General features: G+C 37.6%; 10 protein-coding genes and 1 pseudogene. 4 read left to right on the forward strand and 7 right to left on the reverse strand.

What is annotated here, in order from left to right:
* Positions 1–36: 36 nt before the first annotated feature.
* From AOR04_RS20230 to AOR04_RS20240, 3 genes and pseudogenes are all read right to left on the reverse strand, one after another.
* Positions 37–3,156: a TonB-dependent receptor gene (locus AOR04_RS20230; RefSeq protein WP_096794492.1), complete on the reverse strand. Its 3,120-nt coding sequence runs from the start codon at positions 3,154–3,156 to the stop codon at positions 37–39.
* A 335-nt stretch (positions 3,157–3,491) separates the two neighbouring features.
* Positions 3,492–6,688, reverse strand: a pseudogene (locus AOR04_RS20235) (TonB-dependent receptor).
* A gap of 43 nt (positions 6,689–6,731) precedes the next feature.
* The gene (locus AOR04_RS20240) at positions 6,732–7,586 is read right to left on the reverse strand and encodes a S1/P1 nuclease (RefSeq protein ID WP_096794493.1); all 855 of its coding nucleotides are present in this window, start codon (positions 7,584–7,586) and stop codon (positions 6,732–6,734) included.
* 221 nt (positions 7,587–7,807) lie between these two features.
* On the opposite strand from AOR04_RS20240, the gene AOR04_RS20245 reads away from it, so the two are divergent.
* Positions 7,808–8,704 (forward strand): hypothetical protein, encoded by an 897-nt coding sequence (locus AOR04_RS20245; protein WP_198403032.1) that lies wholly within the window; start codon positions 7,808–7,810, stop codon positions 8,702–8,704.
* On the forward strand, positions 8,697–9,641 hold the full coding sequence (locus AOR04_RS20250; protein WP_096794495.1) for a hypothetical protein: 945 nt from the start codon (positions 8,697–8,699) through the stop codon (positions 9,639–9,641). The genes AOR04_RS20245 and AOR04_RS20250 overlap by 8 nt, the downstream gene beginning before the upstream one ends.
* A 29-nt stretch (positions 9,642–9,670) precedes the next feature.
* Here AOR04_RS20250 and ushA read toward each other — a convergent pair whose 3' ends face one another.
* Both ushA and AOR04_RS20260 read right to left on the reverse strand, forming a co-directional pair.
* Entirely contained in the window at positions 9,671–11,290 is a 1,620-nt protein-coding gene (gene ushA, locus AOR04_RS20255; RefSeq protein ID WP_096794496.1) for a bifunctional UDP-sugar hydrolase/5'-nucleotidase UshA, read from the reverse strand.
* An 87-nt stretch (positions 11,291–11,377) separates the two neighbouring features.
* Positions 11,378–11,563, reverse strand: coding sequence for a hypothetical protein (locus AOR04_RS20260; RefSeq protein WP_096794497.1), 186 nt, complete (start codon positions 11,561–11,563; stop codon positions 11,378–11,380).
* A gap of 249 nt (positions 11,564–11,812) precedes the next feature.
* Here AOR04_RS20260 and AOR04_RS20265 point away from each other — a divergent pair, with 249 nt between their 5' ends.
* Positions 11,813–12,553: a peptidylprolyl isomerase gene (locus AOR04_RS20265; protein ID WP_096794498.1), complete on the forward strand. Its 741-nt coding sequence runs from the start codon at positions 11,813–11,815 to the stop codon at positions 12,551–12,553.
* A gap of 67 nt (positions 12,554–12,620) precedes the next feature.
* Here the strand turns inward: AOR04_RS20265 and AOR04_RS20270 are convergent, their stop codons facing one another.
* Positions 12,621–13,037 carry an MAPEG family protein gene (locus AOR04_RS20270; RefSeq protein WP_033038149.1) on the reverse strand — a complete coding sequence of 139 codons (417 nt, stop codon included), beginning with the start codon at positions 13,035–13,037 and terminating at the stop codon, positions 12,621–12,623.
* A gap of 240 nt (positions 13,038–13,277) precedes the next feature.
* On the opposite strand from AOR04_RS20270, the gene AOR04_RS20275 reads away from it, so the two are divergent.
* Positions 13,278–16,160 (forward strand): insulinase family protein, encoded by a 2,883-nt coding sequence (locus tag AOR04_RS20275; protein WP_096794499.1) that lies wholly within the window; start codon positions 13,278–13,280, stop codon positions 16,158–16,160.
* A 67-nt stretch (positions 16,161–16,227) separates the two neighbouring features.
* Here AOR04_RS20275 and AOR04_RS20280 read toward each other — a convergent pair whose 3' ends face one another.
* Positions 16,228–17,610, reverse strand: a complete 1,383-nt coding sequence (locus AOR04_RS20280) for a Na+/H+ antiporter NhaC family protein (RefSeq protein ID WP_096794500.1) — start codon at positions 17,608–17,610, stop codon at positions 16,228–16,230.
* Between the last annotated feature and the right edge of the window lie 2 nt (positions 17,611–17,612).

Consider the following 17,612-nt stretch of genomic DNA (forward strand, 5'->3'; position numbering starts at 1 on the left):
GGGCTTTTAAAATATTAACTAATTTAATAAGTTAAATTAGAAAGTGTAACGAACACCTACACGCATTTCCCAAAGAGATGCATCACGTTGAGTTGTGGTGTTTGCATTATTACCGTTAAAGTTTGAATAAACGTAACGGCCTTGGTCATCAATGTCTGTTGAAATCATACGAGCGCCAACGAATGGACCTTTCTTAAGTACACCCCAGTCATCATTTAACATATTAGTTAAGTTATCGATAACAAAGAATGCTTCGCCTTTATGACCATCCATAAAGCCAGGTACTTCTTGAGTTAGTTTAAAGTTAAATTTAACAAACCAATCAGAATTTTGCGCGTTACGGCCCGTAATTTCACCACGTTTTAAGCCTTCAGATGCAATGAAATCATTAAATTCATTAATCTCGTCTGCTGACATGTTATAAACAACGTTAGGATCATTTACTAATGGTACATAAAGTAGTTGGCGAGAATCATTTGAATTAAAATCACCAAATGTATCTTCATCGTTACCATTAAATGTGAAGCTGTAAGGTAGGCCTTTGTATGCTTCGCCGAATAAATTAAAGCGAGTACTATACCCATCGAAAAATTCATGCGTGTATGCAAGATTTAATGTAAAGCGATGAGGTATTTCATAATCTGATGAAGATACACCAGGATCTAACGGGTTAGACGTTGCTAAGTTACCGTAGTTAGAGCTCGCTGTAGAACTTGTCATTGGGTTAACATCATCAGCATCTGTATAAGCATACGATAGTTGTACTTTAATGCCGTTATCGAATGCTTTGCTTACAGCTGCAGAGATGATAGAAGTTTCACCACTGTCGCCATTAACATTAGTTAAAAGTAAATCACCGTCACGATCTTCGATAGACTTTAAAATAGGACGGCCATCAAAAGTAGTAGTACCACTGTCAGTAAGGGCTTGGTCTATTAATGTCGCTGCATCACGCTTTTTAGTGTAAAGGTAATCTAATGAGATTACATATTCGTCTTCCGTTGTATATGTAGCACCTACTGAGTATTTCCATTCTGATGGGATTTCAAAATCAGAAGCTACTGCGTTCGTAAAACTATCTCCAGAACCAATTACTGTGTTAGCTACTTTGTCAAACTGTGACTGTGGTACATCAAAACCTGGTTTGCCACCATTGACATTTGGTGTAGCAAATAAATCAATAGCACCAAACTGATTTGCACTAATATTAGTGATGCCGTCGTTTGAATATGAGTTAGATAACCACACATTTGGATTACCACCTGAGAATAAGCCTAAACCTGCGCGAACTTCAAGTGCATCAGTTGCATACCATTCAAAGCCAATACGAGGTTGAACTAAATCTATACCATCAAATGTTGATTGGTTACTGAAACCATAACGTGCAGTATAGTTTTCATTTAATGTAGGCTTGTCATCGCTGGTATAATTGTCGTAACGCAGACCAAACGTTAGTGATGCATCAATGTCTGAGAAGCTGTATTCATCTTGAACATAAAAAGTATGTTGAGCATATGAAAAGCTAGCACCTGCATCTGCAGCATTATTTGTACCTGCGGCATTATTATAGAAAATTGCACTTGCAATTCCGGCTTCGTAATCATCAATACTAGCAAAACTCCATTCACCTTGCGTGTGTTGAACGAATTGGTTGAATACTTCTAGCTCTTCATACTCGTAACCAGCCGTTATCGTGTGTTGATCAAGGTAGTACGTACCAGCAAGTTTAAATGTAGTTGTATCATAATCCAAATCATTTGATTGACGAGAATCATCTGGTCCTAAATATACTCGACCTCCATCCAATGTGTTTACTTGGAATTCACCAAAACTGCTTGCAGCATCAAGTGATTCAACACGTGCATCTAGTTCTGATTTACCTAAACGGATTTCAGTTGTAAAGTCGTCATTCCAATCCGAATATAGTGAACCGATGATTGAAGTAAATTCTGCGCCTTGCTCATAAAAATGACTGTCTAATGAAAGACGAGTTGAGCCAGTATCAGATTGAGATAATGTAAAGCCATCATTATAGTTATAAATTAAGTTAGCACGATGCGAGTCGTTAATGTTCCAATCTAATTTAATTAGTATTTTTTCATCTTCTACAGGTGCACTCGAAGGAGTCGTACCTGCATCGTAGCCATATACATCTTGTGAAATCTGTTGAATACGTGCTAAATCACTTGCAGAAACACTTGAACCTAAAGGATCATAGTTAAATTGTGCTACGCCTTCTAGTTTTTCATATGAAGTATATAAAAATAATGAATCTTTAATTAGTGGTAAGCCAACATTAAAACCGTAGCGTTTTTCATTGTAGCTACCATTATCAACGTCTTCGCCTTCAATTGTATCACCTTTCATTGAGTCATTAGTGTAATCGAAGAATACGCCGCCATGAATTTCGTTGCCGCCAGACTTGGTTACTGCGTTGATGTTACACGATGTAAAACCGCCGTACTGAACATCAAATGGTGCAAGTTCTACAGCTACTTGTTCAATTGAATCAAAAGAGAAAGGGGCACGAATAGTAGGGTAACCATTTGAGCTTAAACCAAAGTTGTCGTTCATTCGAACGCCATCTAGCGTCAAGCTATTAAATTTTGGATTGCCGCCACCACAGTTAATTGTGCCGCGACTATCATCTATTGCTACTCGTGGATCAACGCGAATGATATCTTTCAAATCACGGTTAATAGCTGGTTGATTCTCAAGATCTGTAAGTGTGAAAGTAGACGCCGGACCAGTACCACCAGACATAGAGCTAATTGGCGCGCCAGAAACTACAATTTGTTCCATGCTTGATTGTGACTCAAGAGAAACGTTTACTGGGTAGTCGTTACCAATATTAAGAATAATGTTATTGAATTCTTGGTCTGCATATACATCAGAATCAACAATTACTTTATAAGGACCGCCAACACGTAGGCCTTTGGCTGTGAAATAACCAGCGTCATTTACTTCAGTTGTTTTTACTGATCCAGAAGGCACGTGTAAAATTGTTACTTTAGTGCCGGCTGCTGGGTTGCCATTAGGCCCCATTACTTGACCTTTAATTGCAGAGGTCGTTTCGTTAGCCATTGCAGCGCCACTTACACCAACACATGCTGCAATAGCAAGTGAAAGAGCTGTTTTGCGTAATTGAGTTTTCATTTAATTTTCCCGTGTAGTTAATAATTAAATTTTTATATTTTTATTTTAAATTTTGAAAAATAAACAGTCGAAGTTCATTTATTCAAAATCCGTTACTAGTGTACCTCATTTATTCGTTACAAATAAAATACAACTGCAATATATTTTTAATAAATAGTACTATTTTTGTCTATTTGAGTGTTTTTTCGAGCAATAACTCTATATCGGGGTATATATTACGTGGGCTTTATGACAAACATGTGAAATTGGGGTATGAAAAACAAAAAACCCATTACAATTTTGCAATGGGTTTTGTTAACAAATAACTAAATGTGTTATTACTTACCTATTAAGACTTAAAACTTGTAGCTAATACCAACTTTAGCCTGCCAAGCTGATGAGCTAGTTTGGTATTGACTGTAGTTACGAACGTCAGCACCATTAAATTTGCCATCAATTATATAACGACCTTCATCATCTAACCCACCAAAATCATAAACAGCTTGGTCAGAGAAACCTAAGCGTTTTTCAACACCCCAATCACTGTTTAGTAAGTTTGCGAAGTTATCAACCATGAAGTAAACCTCACCGCTGTGACCTTCAGCAAAACCTGGGATTTCTTGTTTGATACTTACATCCATCGTAGTAACCCAAGGTTGAGTACCTGAGTTACGGCCTAAAATTTCACCACGTTCTGAGATACCAGCACGATTTAGAAGCGTTTCTAATTCATTCCAAGATAAACCAGACTCATCCCAATTTACATTTGGATCATTAGCGCCAGTTGGAATGTAAGCTAGGTAAGCAGAGCTTGAGTAAAAGTCGCGTGTGTCACCTAAGTCACTATCTTGATACATGCCCATAGTGTAGCTAAATGGACGGCCAGAGCGGCGTTCAAAATACACGTTAAACTTAGTTGCATAGCCACTGAAAAATTCAGTGTTATACGCTAGGTTTATTTTAAAGCTGTGCTCTACTTCGTATGAACCACGATCTGCAAAGTCTTCATTGCGGTTACGTGTAATATTGTATTGGTAGTTACTTTGAGCACGAGAAGATGAACCCGATGAGGCCTCAGTTACGTCTTGGTGTGCATAACTTGCAGAAACATACAGGCCATTTTCAAATTCTTTTGCAATGCCGGTAGAGATAATGATTGAACGTCCATCGTCAGATGAATTAGTCATTGCAATATCAAAGTTATCAGCAAGGTCGCCAGTATAAATACTTTCGTTAATTACACGCTCACCATCAGCAGCAACACCAATTGGGTTTAAAGCAGTGTTATGCCATACAGCTTCGTTTTCTTTTTTATGGTAAGCAATTTCAGCCTGCCATTTGAAGCCTTCGCCAAGTAGTTCTGAGTCAAACTCGTATTCAAAACCAACTTGAGCTCTTATGCTCGATGGAAGCTCAAAATCAGGGTCAACATAGTTTGTGCTACCGGCACCTTGGACTAACGTGGTTTTAATAGCGTCAGGTACTTGCGTAATATCGGCTTGGTTATTGGCGTAATAATCATTAATAGCGCTTTGAGGTGCTTCAACAAATGTAATACCGTCATTTTGGAAAGAGTTATTGTACCAAACGTTTGGAATACCACCTTGGAATCGACCTATACCACCATTAATGGTTAATGCTTCAGTTGCATAATATTTAAAGCCAATACGCGGTAAAATTATATCTAAACCATCAAGATTCTCTTGATTGCTAAAGCCGTAAGTATTTAAAAAGTTTTCGTTTAAAGTTGGTTTATCGTCTGATGATAAACGCTCATAACGAACGCCAGCTGTTACTTCTAAATCATCACCAACATAAAAAGTGTCTTCGATATAAAGTGCTAATTGGTTACGTGTCGCATCGTATGCAGTGTCATTTGGGTTATTTGTGTACGCGTTACTGTAAGAAAAGTCGTATGTACCTCTAAAGTTACCCACTTCACGGTTTGCAAAACCTTCGAAGTCATCAAATTCCCAAGAACCTAATGAGTTAGATGCAAATAAGTTATATAAATTTAGCGATTCATACTGCATACCAAAGTTAATTTCGTGCTCATCCATTAAGTAAGTGGCATCGAAAGTAAGCGTTAAGTTTTCAGTCGATGAGCTATTTGCATGGCGGAATTCATCTGTACCAAACTCATAAGCTGGACCACGGAAGTATTCTTCAACTTTCACAAAGCCAATATCAGAGTTAGTTAAGCTTCTTGATGATACATCTTTGTAAGCGATACCAATTTCAGTTGAGAAGTTTTCATTCCAGTCTGAATATAATTTTGTCGCAAAATTATTGAATTTAGTAGCGTAAGTATAACGGCTTGACGCTAAGCTTACTGTACTACCGCCAGTGCCGACATTTGTTTCGTCTTTATCGTCTTGCCATTGGTAAGTGAAATCTAAACGATGATCATCATTAATATTCCAACTTAATTTAACAAGCAATGATTCGTTTGTATCTTTAGGGTCACCACCTAGAGAATCGGTTAAGCCGTATTCATTATTTAAAATATTAATAAATTGGTTGTAGCTTTCTTCTGTTACATCATATTCATTCGTTGCACCAGAGCCTTCAAAACCGTAATCTAAATCAAGTTCACTTGTCCATTTGTTGTAGTTAACAAAGTATCGTCGATTAATGGGCCGCCAACATTAAAGCCATAACGTTTCTCAGTTTGAATTGGTTCTACCTGATCAATAACGTATGTACGGTGTCCATCTTCATCTAAAACTGGGCTACCATCAGCATATACTTGAGAAATACTATCTACATCACCTGCAATATCTGGCGTAGATATTTCATAAAAGCCAGAAAATTTAAACTCATTAGTACCTGATTTTGTTACTGCATTAATGGTACCTCCCCCAAAGTTACCTTTAGAGGCTGAGAACGGAGATACATCAACAGAAATTTGCTCAATTGCATCAAGTGCTACAGGTGGTTGCGAAGTAGGGTAGCCACCGTAACTTAAACCAAAGTCATCATTTTGACCAATACCGTCAACAGTTAAGCCGTTGGTACGCGGGTTACTACCTGCAAACGTTAGCTCACCACTACCATTAATGCTGGCGAGTGGATTTAAACGCGCAATATCTTTAATGTCGCGGTTAAAGCTTGGCATATTCTCAATAGTGTCAGAGCCAAATGTACTGCTAGAGCCACCTGATTGCTGAACAATCTTATAACCAGACACTTCAATCTTTTCGATGTTTCGTGGAGCAAGCTGCGAGCTTAAGCGGTATGTTTCACCCAGATTTAGATAGATATTTTCAACAGTCGTATCGTTAAATTTATCAGAATCGATGATAACCATGTAAGGACCACCTACACGTAAACCATTAGCGATAAACGTACCACTTTCGTTTGTAGTGAGCTCGCTAATAGTTCCCGTTGGTTGGTGAACTACTTTGATTTTAACGTTTGCAGCACTGCCACCTGAAGGCGTCGTAATTTTACCACGCATTGCAGATGAAGTATCAGCAGCCATTGCGCTTGTAGAAACACCTAGAGCTAAAATTACCGCTCCAGTTAATTTCGAAAGGCGAAGCTTAGTCATAATGTTGATTTCCCGTGTGTAGGTTATATAAATTTAATACAGTTTATTTGTCAGTTGTCATTTTTAGTGCCGTTTCTAACTCTTTTGCAGAAGGGTCAAATAAGGCATTTAGTAATCCAGCTAGTCGAATACCCGCTTGTTGTAAGCGCGTTTTTATAATCGGAGTGTTGTTATATATGTAGCTGTACCCAACTTCGTCGTTGGTGTACTTATAAATTTTTGTTGCTAAATTATGAGATTCTTCAACCCAAGTTTTAGGTGAGCTTTGTAAATACTCAGCAATTAGTTCTTTATTGTTTGTATCAATAAATTGTGCAAATTCGGTGTAAGACAAGTTTTGGTTTTCGATTAACTTAGTATCCCAAAGGCTGTGAAGGTTTGTTTCTTCGTTAAAAAATGAAACTTTGATACGGTTACCACCTCTGTCTTCACTTCGACCAGCATGAAATGGTTGGTGACTGTCACCCACCAAATGTACTAAAAAACGTAAACTGAACTGTTTAGCATTCAAGGTGCTATTTTTATCAGTGAGCGTTTGCATTGAATAGTGAATGCCTTCTAGGATATTACTTACAGATTCTTTGTTTTTAGTGTGATCGTGATTGAAGCTGAAAGATTTTCCTGGTGCTGCATTAATATAATGCCAACGAGCTGATTGTTTTTGCCAAAACTCGCCAGGAGCAGAGCGCATTTCATCAGGCCACGTTGATATTTGCGCAAGTGACTCACCATCAAGGTAGGGTTGTATTGCCGTTTTTGTTGTTTCGCTTATATGAGATTCTGCAATCTTCCCTACAATACGATGGCCATTTTGACCCCAAGCATGTGAATCCGTGCTTGTGAATATTGCACTAATCAAAAGTGCAGAAGATATCGAGTATTTTATATTGTTATGCATTAGAACTTCCTAAATGAATATTTCATGGGGTTGCTATAAGCTAATGCGGTCAATTGTCCTCACTTTTAATGTTGATAGGAAGGACTTATTAAAATTCATACTTTCTTATTCACTTGTGATTAAAATCAATGACTTATAATTAACAGGTAAAATTACTTGTTGTAATAAGTAAGTAAAGTTGTTCAAATACAATATATGATTTATTTTTGAGTGGCACTGCGTTGAATTTGAAAAATATCGTGTTACATAAAACGTTAATTGTTACATTTTTGTTTATTTTATTGGTCGTTACGTGGGTTTGTGGACAAGTGAGTGTGTATAACGATGATTTGCATTTCCCAGTTATGATCGAAACCTCAACAGAGTGTCAAACAACAGCAACAAGTAATAAAAGCCAATTGATTGTTTTTACGCAATCAAAAAAAATAGCCAAGTTATTAACACAAAACTTGTGTTCTGATAACGTAGTGTCTAAGCAGTACGGCACTGTAAAAGGATATTGGGGGTATAGAACGGCAGACAGCTTTGAGTTTGTTGGTAAAGGTATTGCTGATTTAATTTTGGCTAAAAATAATATTATGGCAGCCTTTAAAGCAGAGTCGACCTATAACTACCAGCCTGTTGTTGGCTTTTCTGACTACACGGCCTTTTTTATATCTTCTAAAGAAAAACCTCGAATCACAAAACAATACTTTTTAGATAAGCGCATAGGTTTGCTTGATTATCCGACCAGCCGCTCTGGGCATATTTTACCAAAGCAGACGTTTAAAGAGTTGGATATAAATTTAGCTAATTTGAAAATCACTTATGCTAGCTCTCATAACGAATTACGTGATTTACTCGCCGACGGAAAAGTAGATATTATTGCCTCGTTTTGGAAAGAGAGCGACGAAAAACGTTTTTCAAAAAACTATATTACGCCATTGAGTAATAATATTTCTGGAACAAGATGGTATTTAAAAATGCAGCAAAACAACACTGATTTATTATGCGCAGTGCAGGAAAATTTGCTTGATATGTCTAAAGATCAAAGTTTGCATTACTATCAAAACGTCCAGCCATTTTGGCGCTGTGGCGCCAGCTTAGTAAGCTTAAAAGAGGAGGCTGGTGATGAGTAAGTATAAGCAATTACTTGTTATTATAAGTTTGTTTTTTATTTTATCGTCTGTCTTTTATATTTCTGTAACTCAAAAAAGCCAGCAAGTAGCTAAACAAAAAATTACGCAGATAGAAAGACAAATAGCACTCGACTTACCATTACTCGATTTATCAAATGAGCTGCTAAAGCATTCAGGTAATAAAGATGCAGTTAACAGCTACATTAAAACTTTAAATAGCTACATTAATTCGAACGAGCTCAAAGTTGTTGCTATTGCACCAAAAAGCGAAATGGTAACACCTGTAAACCCACACCAAATAATACGTAGTTTGAGCACTAATAATGGGCTCGTATTAGTTGTATTTAACGTCCAACAAACCCACTTTACATTGAGCCATTTTATTTACTATTTTATATTTTTAGTATTAAGTGTGTTGGTTAGTTTTTGGGTAAAGTTTGCGTTTATTAAACAAAGCAATAAGCGGTTTAATAATGCACAGCATCAATCAATTGCAGAGCCTACGCCGCTGATACTTATTGTTGACCTTAACGATAAAACATTATCAAGTAGTTGTAATACAGAACAAAAAATGTGTTTAGCCAATAAGCCATTGTGCTTTTATTTAGCACTTGTAGAGTATTGTACAAAGAACGATGATGTAGCGCTTAGTCATAATAAAGATGTGCCAGAGGAGCTGCTAGAGCTTGCTAACAAGTATTTTTATAGGTTGGTCGAACTCGGCCATACGGTTAGAAAAAGGCCTAACTTTAATAATAGTCTTGAAAAAACGTTGAGTGAAATACGTGCGGCACTAGATGAAGTACTTAACGAATGCCCTGAAGAGAAAGAGTTATATTATCCACCAAAAGCGTATGGTGAGGGCTCTCGCTCTCGTTTACATAGTTATGGGCTGGCAAATATTAGAAAAGGCAATATCGAAATAAGAGGAAAGTAGCTTGGCTACTTTCCTCTTATTATCTTTATTTACTTAGGAGCAAACTCAGCCGTTTTAAGAGGGCTGTTTTTTGATATAAAGTCTTGAAGGGCTTGGGCATCTGTTTCATCTGTACTAACAAACCCCTTTTTATTTGTAAGCGCAGGGTAGCCATCACCGCCTGATGCGTTATAGCTATTTAGACTCATTCTATACGTATTATGTTTATTAAAAGGCTGGCCATTAATAAGCACATTAACTAACTGTCCATTTTTACGCTCAAACGATAGTTTATGGTATTGCAAATAAGCGCCAGCATCCGGTGGGAAGCTCGTTACTGTATTTAAATAGTCCCATAAATCACTGCCTTGCCAATCCATGTAAGTAATACGATTTTTAAAAGGATGTACTTTTAAAATATCTTTATAGCTCACTTCACCAGCCTCTATTGAGCTGCGAATACCACCACCACTTATTAGTCCAAAGTCTGCACCCACTACACCCATTTGAGCTTGAATAATTACGCGTGCAAGATTTGTTTGTTGGTAGCGAACTTTGTTTCTGTCACCTTCTAAGCGAGCATCTACTTCACCAATGGTACCTTCAATTTGTTTAGCGCCTTTAGCTTGGTATACCGCTAAATAAGATTCAAGTTTTGAGTCTGGTTTAATGTACTCGTTTGCTAATACTTCTTTAGTTGAGCCATCAGCTTGTACTTTATCTACATACAAATTAACTGGCATCAGTTTGTAGTCTAGTAACGTTAATTTTCCGTTTTCAAGCTTAAACTCAGCTTTACCAACATACTTACCCCATTCATGGGCTTGCATAATGTAAGTACCGTTTTGTTGGTCTGGTTTACAGGCAAGACCTGGTTTAAAGCTATCGTCATTTACATTTGTATCGCTCATACATACAGGTTCTTGAGAGTGGCCACCAATGATCATATCAAGGGTGTTTGCAGGAAGTGAGCGAGCGAGTGTTACATCACCGGGTGCGTTAATACCAAAGCTAGCATCAACATAATGACCCATATGAGTCAGGGCGATTGTAATGTCAGGGTTATACTTAGCTTTTATTTCTTTAGCTAGTTTTGCTGTAACGTCAACAGGGTCTTTAAACTCTAAGTGCCCAATATACTGAGGATTACCAATTTTGGCTGTGTCGGTTGTTGTTAAACCAATAACAGCAATAGTTAATCCATTCTTTTTGAATATTTTGTAGCCATCAAAAGCGTGCTCGCCTGACTCTTTTTCAAATATATTGGCTGATAAAAAAGGGAAGTTCACCCATTTTTGTTGTTGCTTCAAAACATCAATAGGGTTATCGAATTCGTGATTACCTAATGCCATTGCATCGTAACCAATCAGCGACATTCCTTTAAAGTCAGGTTCTGCTTTTTGTAAATCTGACTCAGGAATGCCCGTATTAATATCACCACCAGAGAGTAGTAAAACGGCATGACCTTGTTTGTTCGCTTCAGCTCGAAGCGAATCAATAAGCGTTTTACGTGCAGCCATGCCGTATTCGCCTTTTTCATTGTGCCAAAAACGTCCATGGTTATCATTTGTATGTAGAACAGTTAAGTATTGAGTTGAGGGACTACTAGTTGATGATGAAGTGCAACCAAGTACACTAAGAATAATTGAGAATAAAATAATAATACGCATAAAATACCTATGGATTAAGGTCTACTTAATTTATTGAGCGGGTAGTTTAAACTAGTTTAATCCTAAAAAAACGTACTTATTTACATTTTATTTAGAAGGTGTAGTTAATTGATTTGTTGCAGCACGTTCACGACGCCTTAATTCGGTATTCGCATATTCCCGCTTGCTGTGATTAGTACCTATCATCCATGTTAAAAAGCTCGCCGGTAGTTTTGTGTATGGTTCACCTTTGTGTAAACCAAAGTCGCAAATCGTTTGTTTAGTGTGTGGCATTGTTAGATCCTGTTGTTTGTGTTTTTTTAAAGTAACAAAAAGTAGTCACGCTTTTTAGATGATTTATTTGTAAATAATTAAATTTATATAGCTAAAAAGCATATAAATAATGATGTATGTAATTAATTTGTTATCAACACGGTCTAATTTGTATCAGCTCGCACTTTAGAATCGATTTAAATCGCCTATGGTATTAATGTGTTAACGTATTAACTACTTATCTAAAAAATATAACAACAGGAATGTAACATGAAAAAACTTTTACTTGGCTCAGTACTCGCTGCAGCAAGTTTTACTAGCACCGCTACTATTGTCGAAATGAACACGAGCCAAGGTGTGATAGAAATTAATCTTTTTGATCAACAAACACCTAAAACAGTCGAAAATTTTTTAAGTTATGTTCAAGATGATTCATATAACGAAACAGTGATTCACCGCTCTGTCAGTAATTTCGTTATTCAAGGTGGTGGATTTACATTTTCTGATTCATTAGATGCGATTACGACAAAGCCTACTGTAATAAATGAGCCGGTTTTTTCTAATGTTAAGGGTACAATTGCTATGGCTAAATTATCAGGTGATGCTAATAGCGCGACAAGCCAGTGGTTTTTCAATATCACCGATAACAGTGCTGCACTTGATACGCAAAATGGTGGTTTTACTGTGTTCGGACAAATTACTGCAGCGAGTCAATCTACTTTAGATAAAATTGCAGCTTTGGTGCACTGTGGTGAAACTCCAGTTGTTGATATTACTGCTGAACAATGTTCAAGCAATGACGTAACGATTAGCAGTGCTAATTTAGTGACTATTCAAAGCGTAACTGTAATGGATGATGACCCGAATTCTTCAGCAGGGCTAACAGTCACTGCAAATACGTTAATTGACGCTGACACATCAACAGATTCAGGTAGTAGCTCTGGCGGCGGGTTAATTTGGCTTTTAGGTGCTTTTTTACTTGCGTTACCTCGTTTAAAACGTGCTAAATAATTAAAATTAACGGTAATGTGGATGGCGTAAACCAGTCGTCCACATTACTATTATTAAACTTTGCTATTTAAAATAATACTCGCCAAACCATCGCAAGCCAAATTGAAAACACACAAATACAACCCAGTAAAAACACGTTAAAACGTGCGCGTACGTTATTTTTACCTAAATGAATAACACTATGCACAATTCGTGTTGCTACAAATAAACAGGCCAATATAGCCACAAGTGTACTGGCGCTATTTAGTTGTAGTGCAAGTAAACATCCCGCGTAAAAAAGTACAGGTATTTCAAACTGATTCGAAAAGTTCCTATCTGCAACCCTAATAGTGTCGCCAGCCTTATCTAACTGCATTGTTTTAAAATCCCTTAAATCTAGTTGTTTATTTTTAGCTGCTGCAAAGCGCCTTTTACCCATAATGAGCATAACAACCAGTGAAAGTGTAACTTGTGTGAACATGGCAAGTATGATGATTTTTTCCATTATTTTTCCTTATTATTATTTAGAGTTTGTGTATCTTTTGATATTGAATGATTTTTAATCTTGTAAGGTTGGCAGATTCCCAATCTAATATTCGATTATGAAGTCATTTTTCACAATGTGTTACACAAAATAGCGTTATTTTGTAGAAAGTTATTAATTGAAAATGTTAGTTTAGCTTAACTATATTGCTTTGAATTGGCGCACGCTATTTTGCGCAATACTTTTTAATGGAAAACAAAAATGAAAAAGATTATTGGTTTTAGTGCCATCGCACTTGCAATTTTAAGTGGTTGTTCAAATACGGCTTCGGTTTCAGGGGCGCCTCAGGCCTCTTTACTATCAGATACGTTAGTCGTAAGTCCTAACGATAACCGCGAATATAAAACACTTAAGCTGGCAAACGACATTGAAGTTATTTTAGTGTCTGATCCGGGTGCTGAAAAATCAGCAGCGGCACTAAGCGTTGGTGTTGGTTTACTGCACGACCCGATGTCGCAGCAAGGTATGGCGCATTATTTAGAGCACATGCTGTTTTTAGGCACAGATCGTTACCCAGATACAAAAGGGTATTCTGATTTTATGACCAAAAATGGTGGCGCGCACAACGCGTATACGTGGCTCGATATTACCAATTACATGTTTAAAATTAATAACGACGCGTTTGATGAAGGATTAGATCGTTTTGCCGATTTTTTCAAAGCGCCAAAGCTATACCCAGAATACACAGACAAAGAAAAAAATGCAGTGAACGCAGAGTGGTCAATGCGCCGCGAAATGGACTTTTTTGGTCAGTTTAAACTCGCGCGTAAAATGATGGGCGATCACCCCGCTAATCGTTTTTTAATCGGGAACCTTGAAACGCTTGGCGATAAAGAAAGCAGCTCGCTGCATAAAGAAACGGTTGATTTTTATAATAAATACTACTCTTCAAATATTATGAAAGTTGCGCTTATTTCTAATTTACCTATTGCTGAAATGGAACAAAAAGCGCAAAAATACTTTGCTGATATAAAAAATAAAAACATCGAAAAACCTACAGTGACTGCAAAGCTTGATTTTGATAACGCTGGCGGAAAACGCGTGTTTTATGCACCAAATGAAGATGTAAAACAGCTGCAGCTTGATTTCACCATTGCTAATAATAATAGCGAATTTGCACTTAAACCAAACCGTTTTGTAGCGTATTTACTAAGTAATGAAATGCCGGGCAGCCCAGCGCAACTTCTTCGTGATAAAGGGTGGGTGTCTCAGCTTTCAGCTTCAGCTGCACCAAATCAATATGGCAACTACGGTTCGTTAAATGTAAATGTAGAGCTTACAGATGAAGGCATGAAAAATCGTGACGAAATAGTTGCGACTATTATGCAGTACATCGATTTAATTAAAAAAGAAGGCGTTGATAGCAAGTACTTCAACGAAATTCGTACATCACTTAATAACCAGTTTAAGTTTTTAGAAAAAGGTGATGAGTTTAATTATGTAAGCTCGCTTACGCAAAGCATGCAAGACTATCCGTTAAATCACGCTATTAATGCACCTTATTATTATGCAAAGTTTGACGCTGACGCTGTGAACAATGTGCTTGAGCAGTTGAATGCCGATACCCTTCGTATTTGGTATGTATCGCAGCAAGAAGAGACAGATTCACAACTACACTTTTACGACGGTAAATACCGCATCAGTGACATTAGCGATGATGAAATTGCCAGCTGGAAAAAACCAAGCGAATTTAAGCTAGCACTACCAACAGTAAACAATTTATTGCCTGAAAATTTCGCAATAAAAACTCAAGCATTTAAAGAGCAAAAACACCCAGAACTTGCTTACGATAAAAATGGTGTAAAAGTATGGCGCCAAGCAAGTCAAAAATTTGCAGAGCAGCCAAAAGGGCTTGTTGAAGTTTATATAAATACTCAACCAGGTTTGAACGATATTAAAGCAGAAGTCCTTTATTCTGTTTGGGCTGATTTATATAATATTCAACAAAGTCAGTTAAGTACCGAAGCAGCAATCGCCGGTATGAGCGTAAGCTTAGCACCTAGTAATGGTCTTGTTTTATCTATGAGTGGTTTTACAGATAAGCAAGATGTATTGCTTAAACAAGCTTTAACCGGATTTAAAGCCGATGAAACAGCACAAGCATTTAGCCAAGCAGTTGATCGCTTTAAACGTAATTTACTAAATCAACAAAAGCAGTTTCCGTATGCACAAGCATTTGGCGAGTATTCAAAACTAACGCGTACAGGTGGTTTTGATACAGATGCGCTTATCAAAGCCGCTGACTCACTGAGTGTTGCCGACTTAGCACAATTAAAAACAGCTACGTTTGCACAAAACGATTTACGCGTATTTAGTTACGGTAACTACAATCAGCAAGATATAGACGCGATAGCAAAAGAGTTAAGTGCAACATTACCAAGTAATCATAAGCGCAGTGAATTTGCGCGAAGCAAAGCATGGTTGCCACAACCTGGCGAAACGCTGGTATTGCAAAAAGATATTGATGTAGCCGATGTAGCGGTGGTCGATATGACCGTTCATCCTGTTGCGGGTTATAAACAAAAAGCAGAAGCGGCTGTATTACAAAGTCATTTTAGAACAGTTGCGTTTGATAAAATGCGTACAGAGGAGCAACTTGCATACGCAGTAGGTGCGTTAGCTCGCCCAATTGAAGATTACTCAGCAATTGGTTTGTATATTCAAACACCGGTTAAAGGACCAAAAGAAATACAAGCTCGTTTTGATAAGTTTAAAAAAGAATACGCAGTTGAACTTGATAACATGAGCGAAGAGACTTTTGAGCAGCTTAAAAACTCTACACTTGTATCACTTAAAGAGCAGCCTAAAAACTTAAATGACGAAATGAGCCCACTTATAAACGATTGGTACCGTGAAAACTTTACCTTTGATTCTAAGCAAAAGCTGATTGATGAAGTTGAAAAAGTAACGCTTGCAGATATAAAAGATTACTACAAGCAAACAATGCTTAATCCTAATGCCGCACGTTTAAATGTGCAATTACGTGGTACTAAGTTTATAGAAAGTGACTTTGCCGATTTACCAAATCAAACTAAAATCACAACGCTTGATGCCTATTACAATGGCATAAAGCTACAAAAGTAAGCTTTATTTATGTAGCTAAAAATAAACTCCAATGTATCACTACATTGGGGTTTTTATTTAAGCAAATTTAAGCCATTATCAAAAAGCCTATAACAGCTAATGCCGCAGCAATTAGCGTGTAAGGCAATTGTGTAACGGCATGGCTCATTAAATTACAACCAGAGCCTTGCGCTGCGAGTACGGTTGAATCTGAGTAAAAACACGCTTGGCTACCAAAAGAGGAAGCCGATAATAGCGCACCAATGACCAGTGGTATGTTTGCATCAACCGCATTTGCCAGTGGCATAACAATCGGAATTGATACAGCAAAAATACCCCAGCTAGACCCAGTTGCAAACGCTAAAATAGCCATTGAAATAAATACCACGGCAGGTAAGTATGCAGCGGTCATATAAGGGCTTAAGCTGCCAATAACAAACTGAGGCAAACCAATTAAGTCGCATACATCTTTAAATATAAACGCAGCTATAACAGTACCAATCGCGGGGATCATACTTTTAAAGCCATCAAGCATGCGTTCAATCATTTCACTTACACTCATTAATTTTTGTAGAGCATAAAACGGGAGAGTGACCGCCATTGTTGCTAATAAGCCTTTGTATACGTCTATTTCAAAGTAAACAGTAAATGCAACCAGTAAAATAATCGGCACCAAAAAGTTACGTAATTTACCTTTAGGATCAGCATCTTCAAAGTTTTCTTCTACGGCTTTTACTGCATATTCATCCGCTGTTTGAACGTCATTGTATTGGGCTGGCTCAACTTGAGCTTGCTCAATTTGAGCCATTTGCTCTGCTTTTTTCATTGGACCAATCGCAGGAATAACACCCAGCACAACAAGTAAAACAACAAGCACTGCAAACCACGCGTAAAACATGTACGGAATAGCTTGAATATAAACAGCAATCCCTTTGCCTTCCTCAGCAATACCGTTATCTACCAATAAGCCACTAAAAAATACCGCCCAGGTAGATAAAGGGACAAGCACACAAATTGGTGCAGCAGTTGAGTCAACAACGTAAGCAAGCATCTCACGGCTCACTTTAAATTTATCGGTAATGCGTTTCATGGTTTCACCCACAGTAAGCGCATTTAAGTAGTCATCAATAAAAATAACCACACCTAGACAAAAGGTCATAAACAAAGATGAACGCTTACCTTTGGTGTACTTAAGAGCTAGCTTGCCAAAAGCCGATGCACCACCTGTACGCACTAATAGTGCGATAAGTGCGCCAAAACCACCACATACAAGTATTAGCCAGCCGATGGTTTCGTCTGTCATCACTTTTAGCGATGTACTCGCAAAGTTAGTAAGTACCTGTGCAGGGTCGGCTATAACTAAACCAACTAAAGCACCAATAAGTAAAGATAAAATAGGGCGGCGTAATACAACAGCCAATACAACTACCACCAACGGTGGCAGTAAACTTAACGCAGAAGGTTCAAGCATTT

This window comes from Pseudoalteromonas sp. 1_2015MBL_MicDiv (assembly GCF_002407505.1).
Lineage (GTDB): Bacteria > Pseudomonadota > Gammaproteobacteria > Enterobacterales > Alteromonadaceae > Pseudoalteromonas > Pseudoalteromonas fuliginea.

What these genes read in the sequence shown, in the direction of transcription:
- AOR04_RS20270 (WP_033038149.1), bottom strand. Translation starts at nt 13,037, where the DNA reads ATGGAAAAAATCATCATACTTGCCATGTTCACACAAGTTACACTTTCA.
- AOR04_RS20265 (WP_096794498.1), top strand. Translation starts at nt 11,813, where the DNA reads ATGAAAAAACTTTTACTTGGCTCAGTACTCGCTGCAGCAAGTTTTACT.
- AOR04_RS20275 (WP_096794499.1), top strand. Translation starts at nt 13,278, where the DNA reads ATGAAAAAGATTATTGGTTTTAGTGCCATCGCACTTGCAATTTTAAGT.
- AOR04_RS20230 (WP_096794492.1), bottom strand. Translation starts at nt 3,156, where the DNA reads ATGAAAACTCAATTACGCAAAACAGCTCTTTCACTTGCTATTGCAGCA.
- AOR04_RS20280 (WP_096794500.1), bottom strand. Translation starts at nt 17,610, where the DNA reads ATGCTTGAACCTTCTGCGTTAAGTTTACTGCCACCGTTGGTGGTAGTT.
- AOR04_RS20260 (WP_096794497.1), bottom strand. Translation starts at nt 11,563, where the DNA reads ATGCCACACACTAAACAAACGATTTGCGACTTTGGTTTACACAAAGGT.
- ushA (WP_096794496.1), bottom strand. Translation starts at nt 11,290, where the DNA reads ATGCGTATTATTATTTTATTCTCAATTATTCTTAGTGTACTTGGTTGC.
- AOR04_RS20240 (WP_096794493.1), bottom strand. Translation starts at nt 7,586, where the DNA reads ATGCATAACAATATAAAATACTCGATATCTTCTGCACTTTTGATTAGT.
- AOR04_RS20250 (WP_096794495.1), top strand. Translation starts at nt 8,697, where the DNA reads ATGAGTAAGTATAAGCAATTACTTGTTATTATAAGTTTGTTTTTTATT.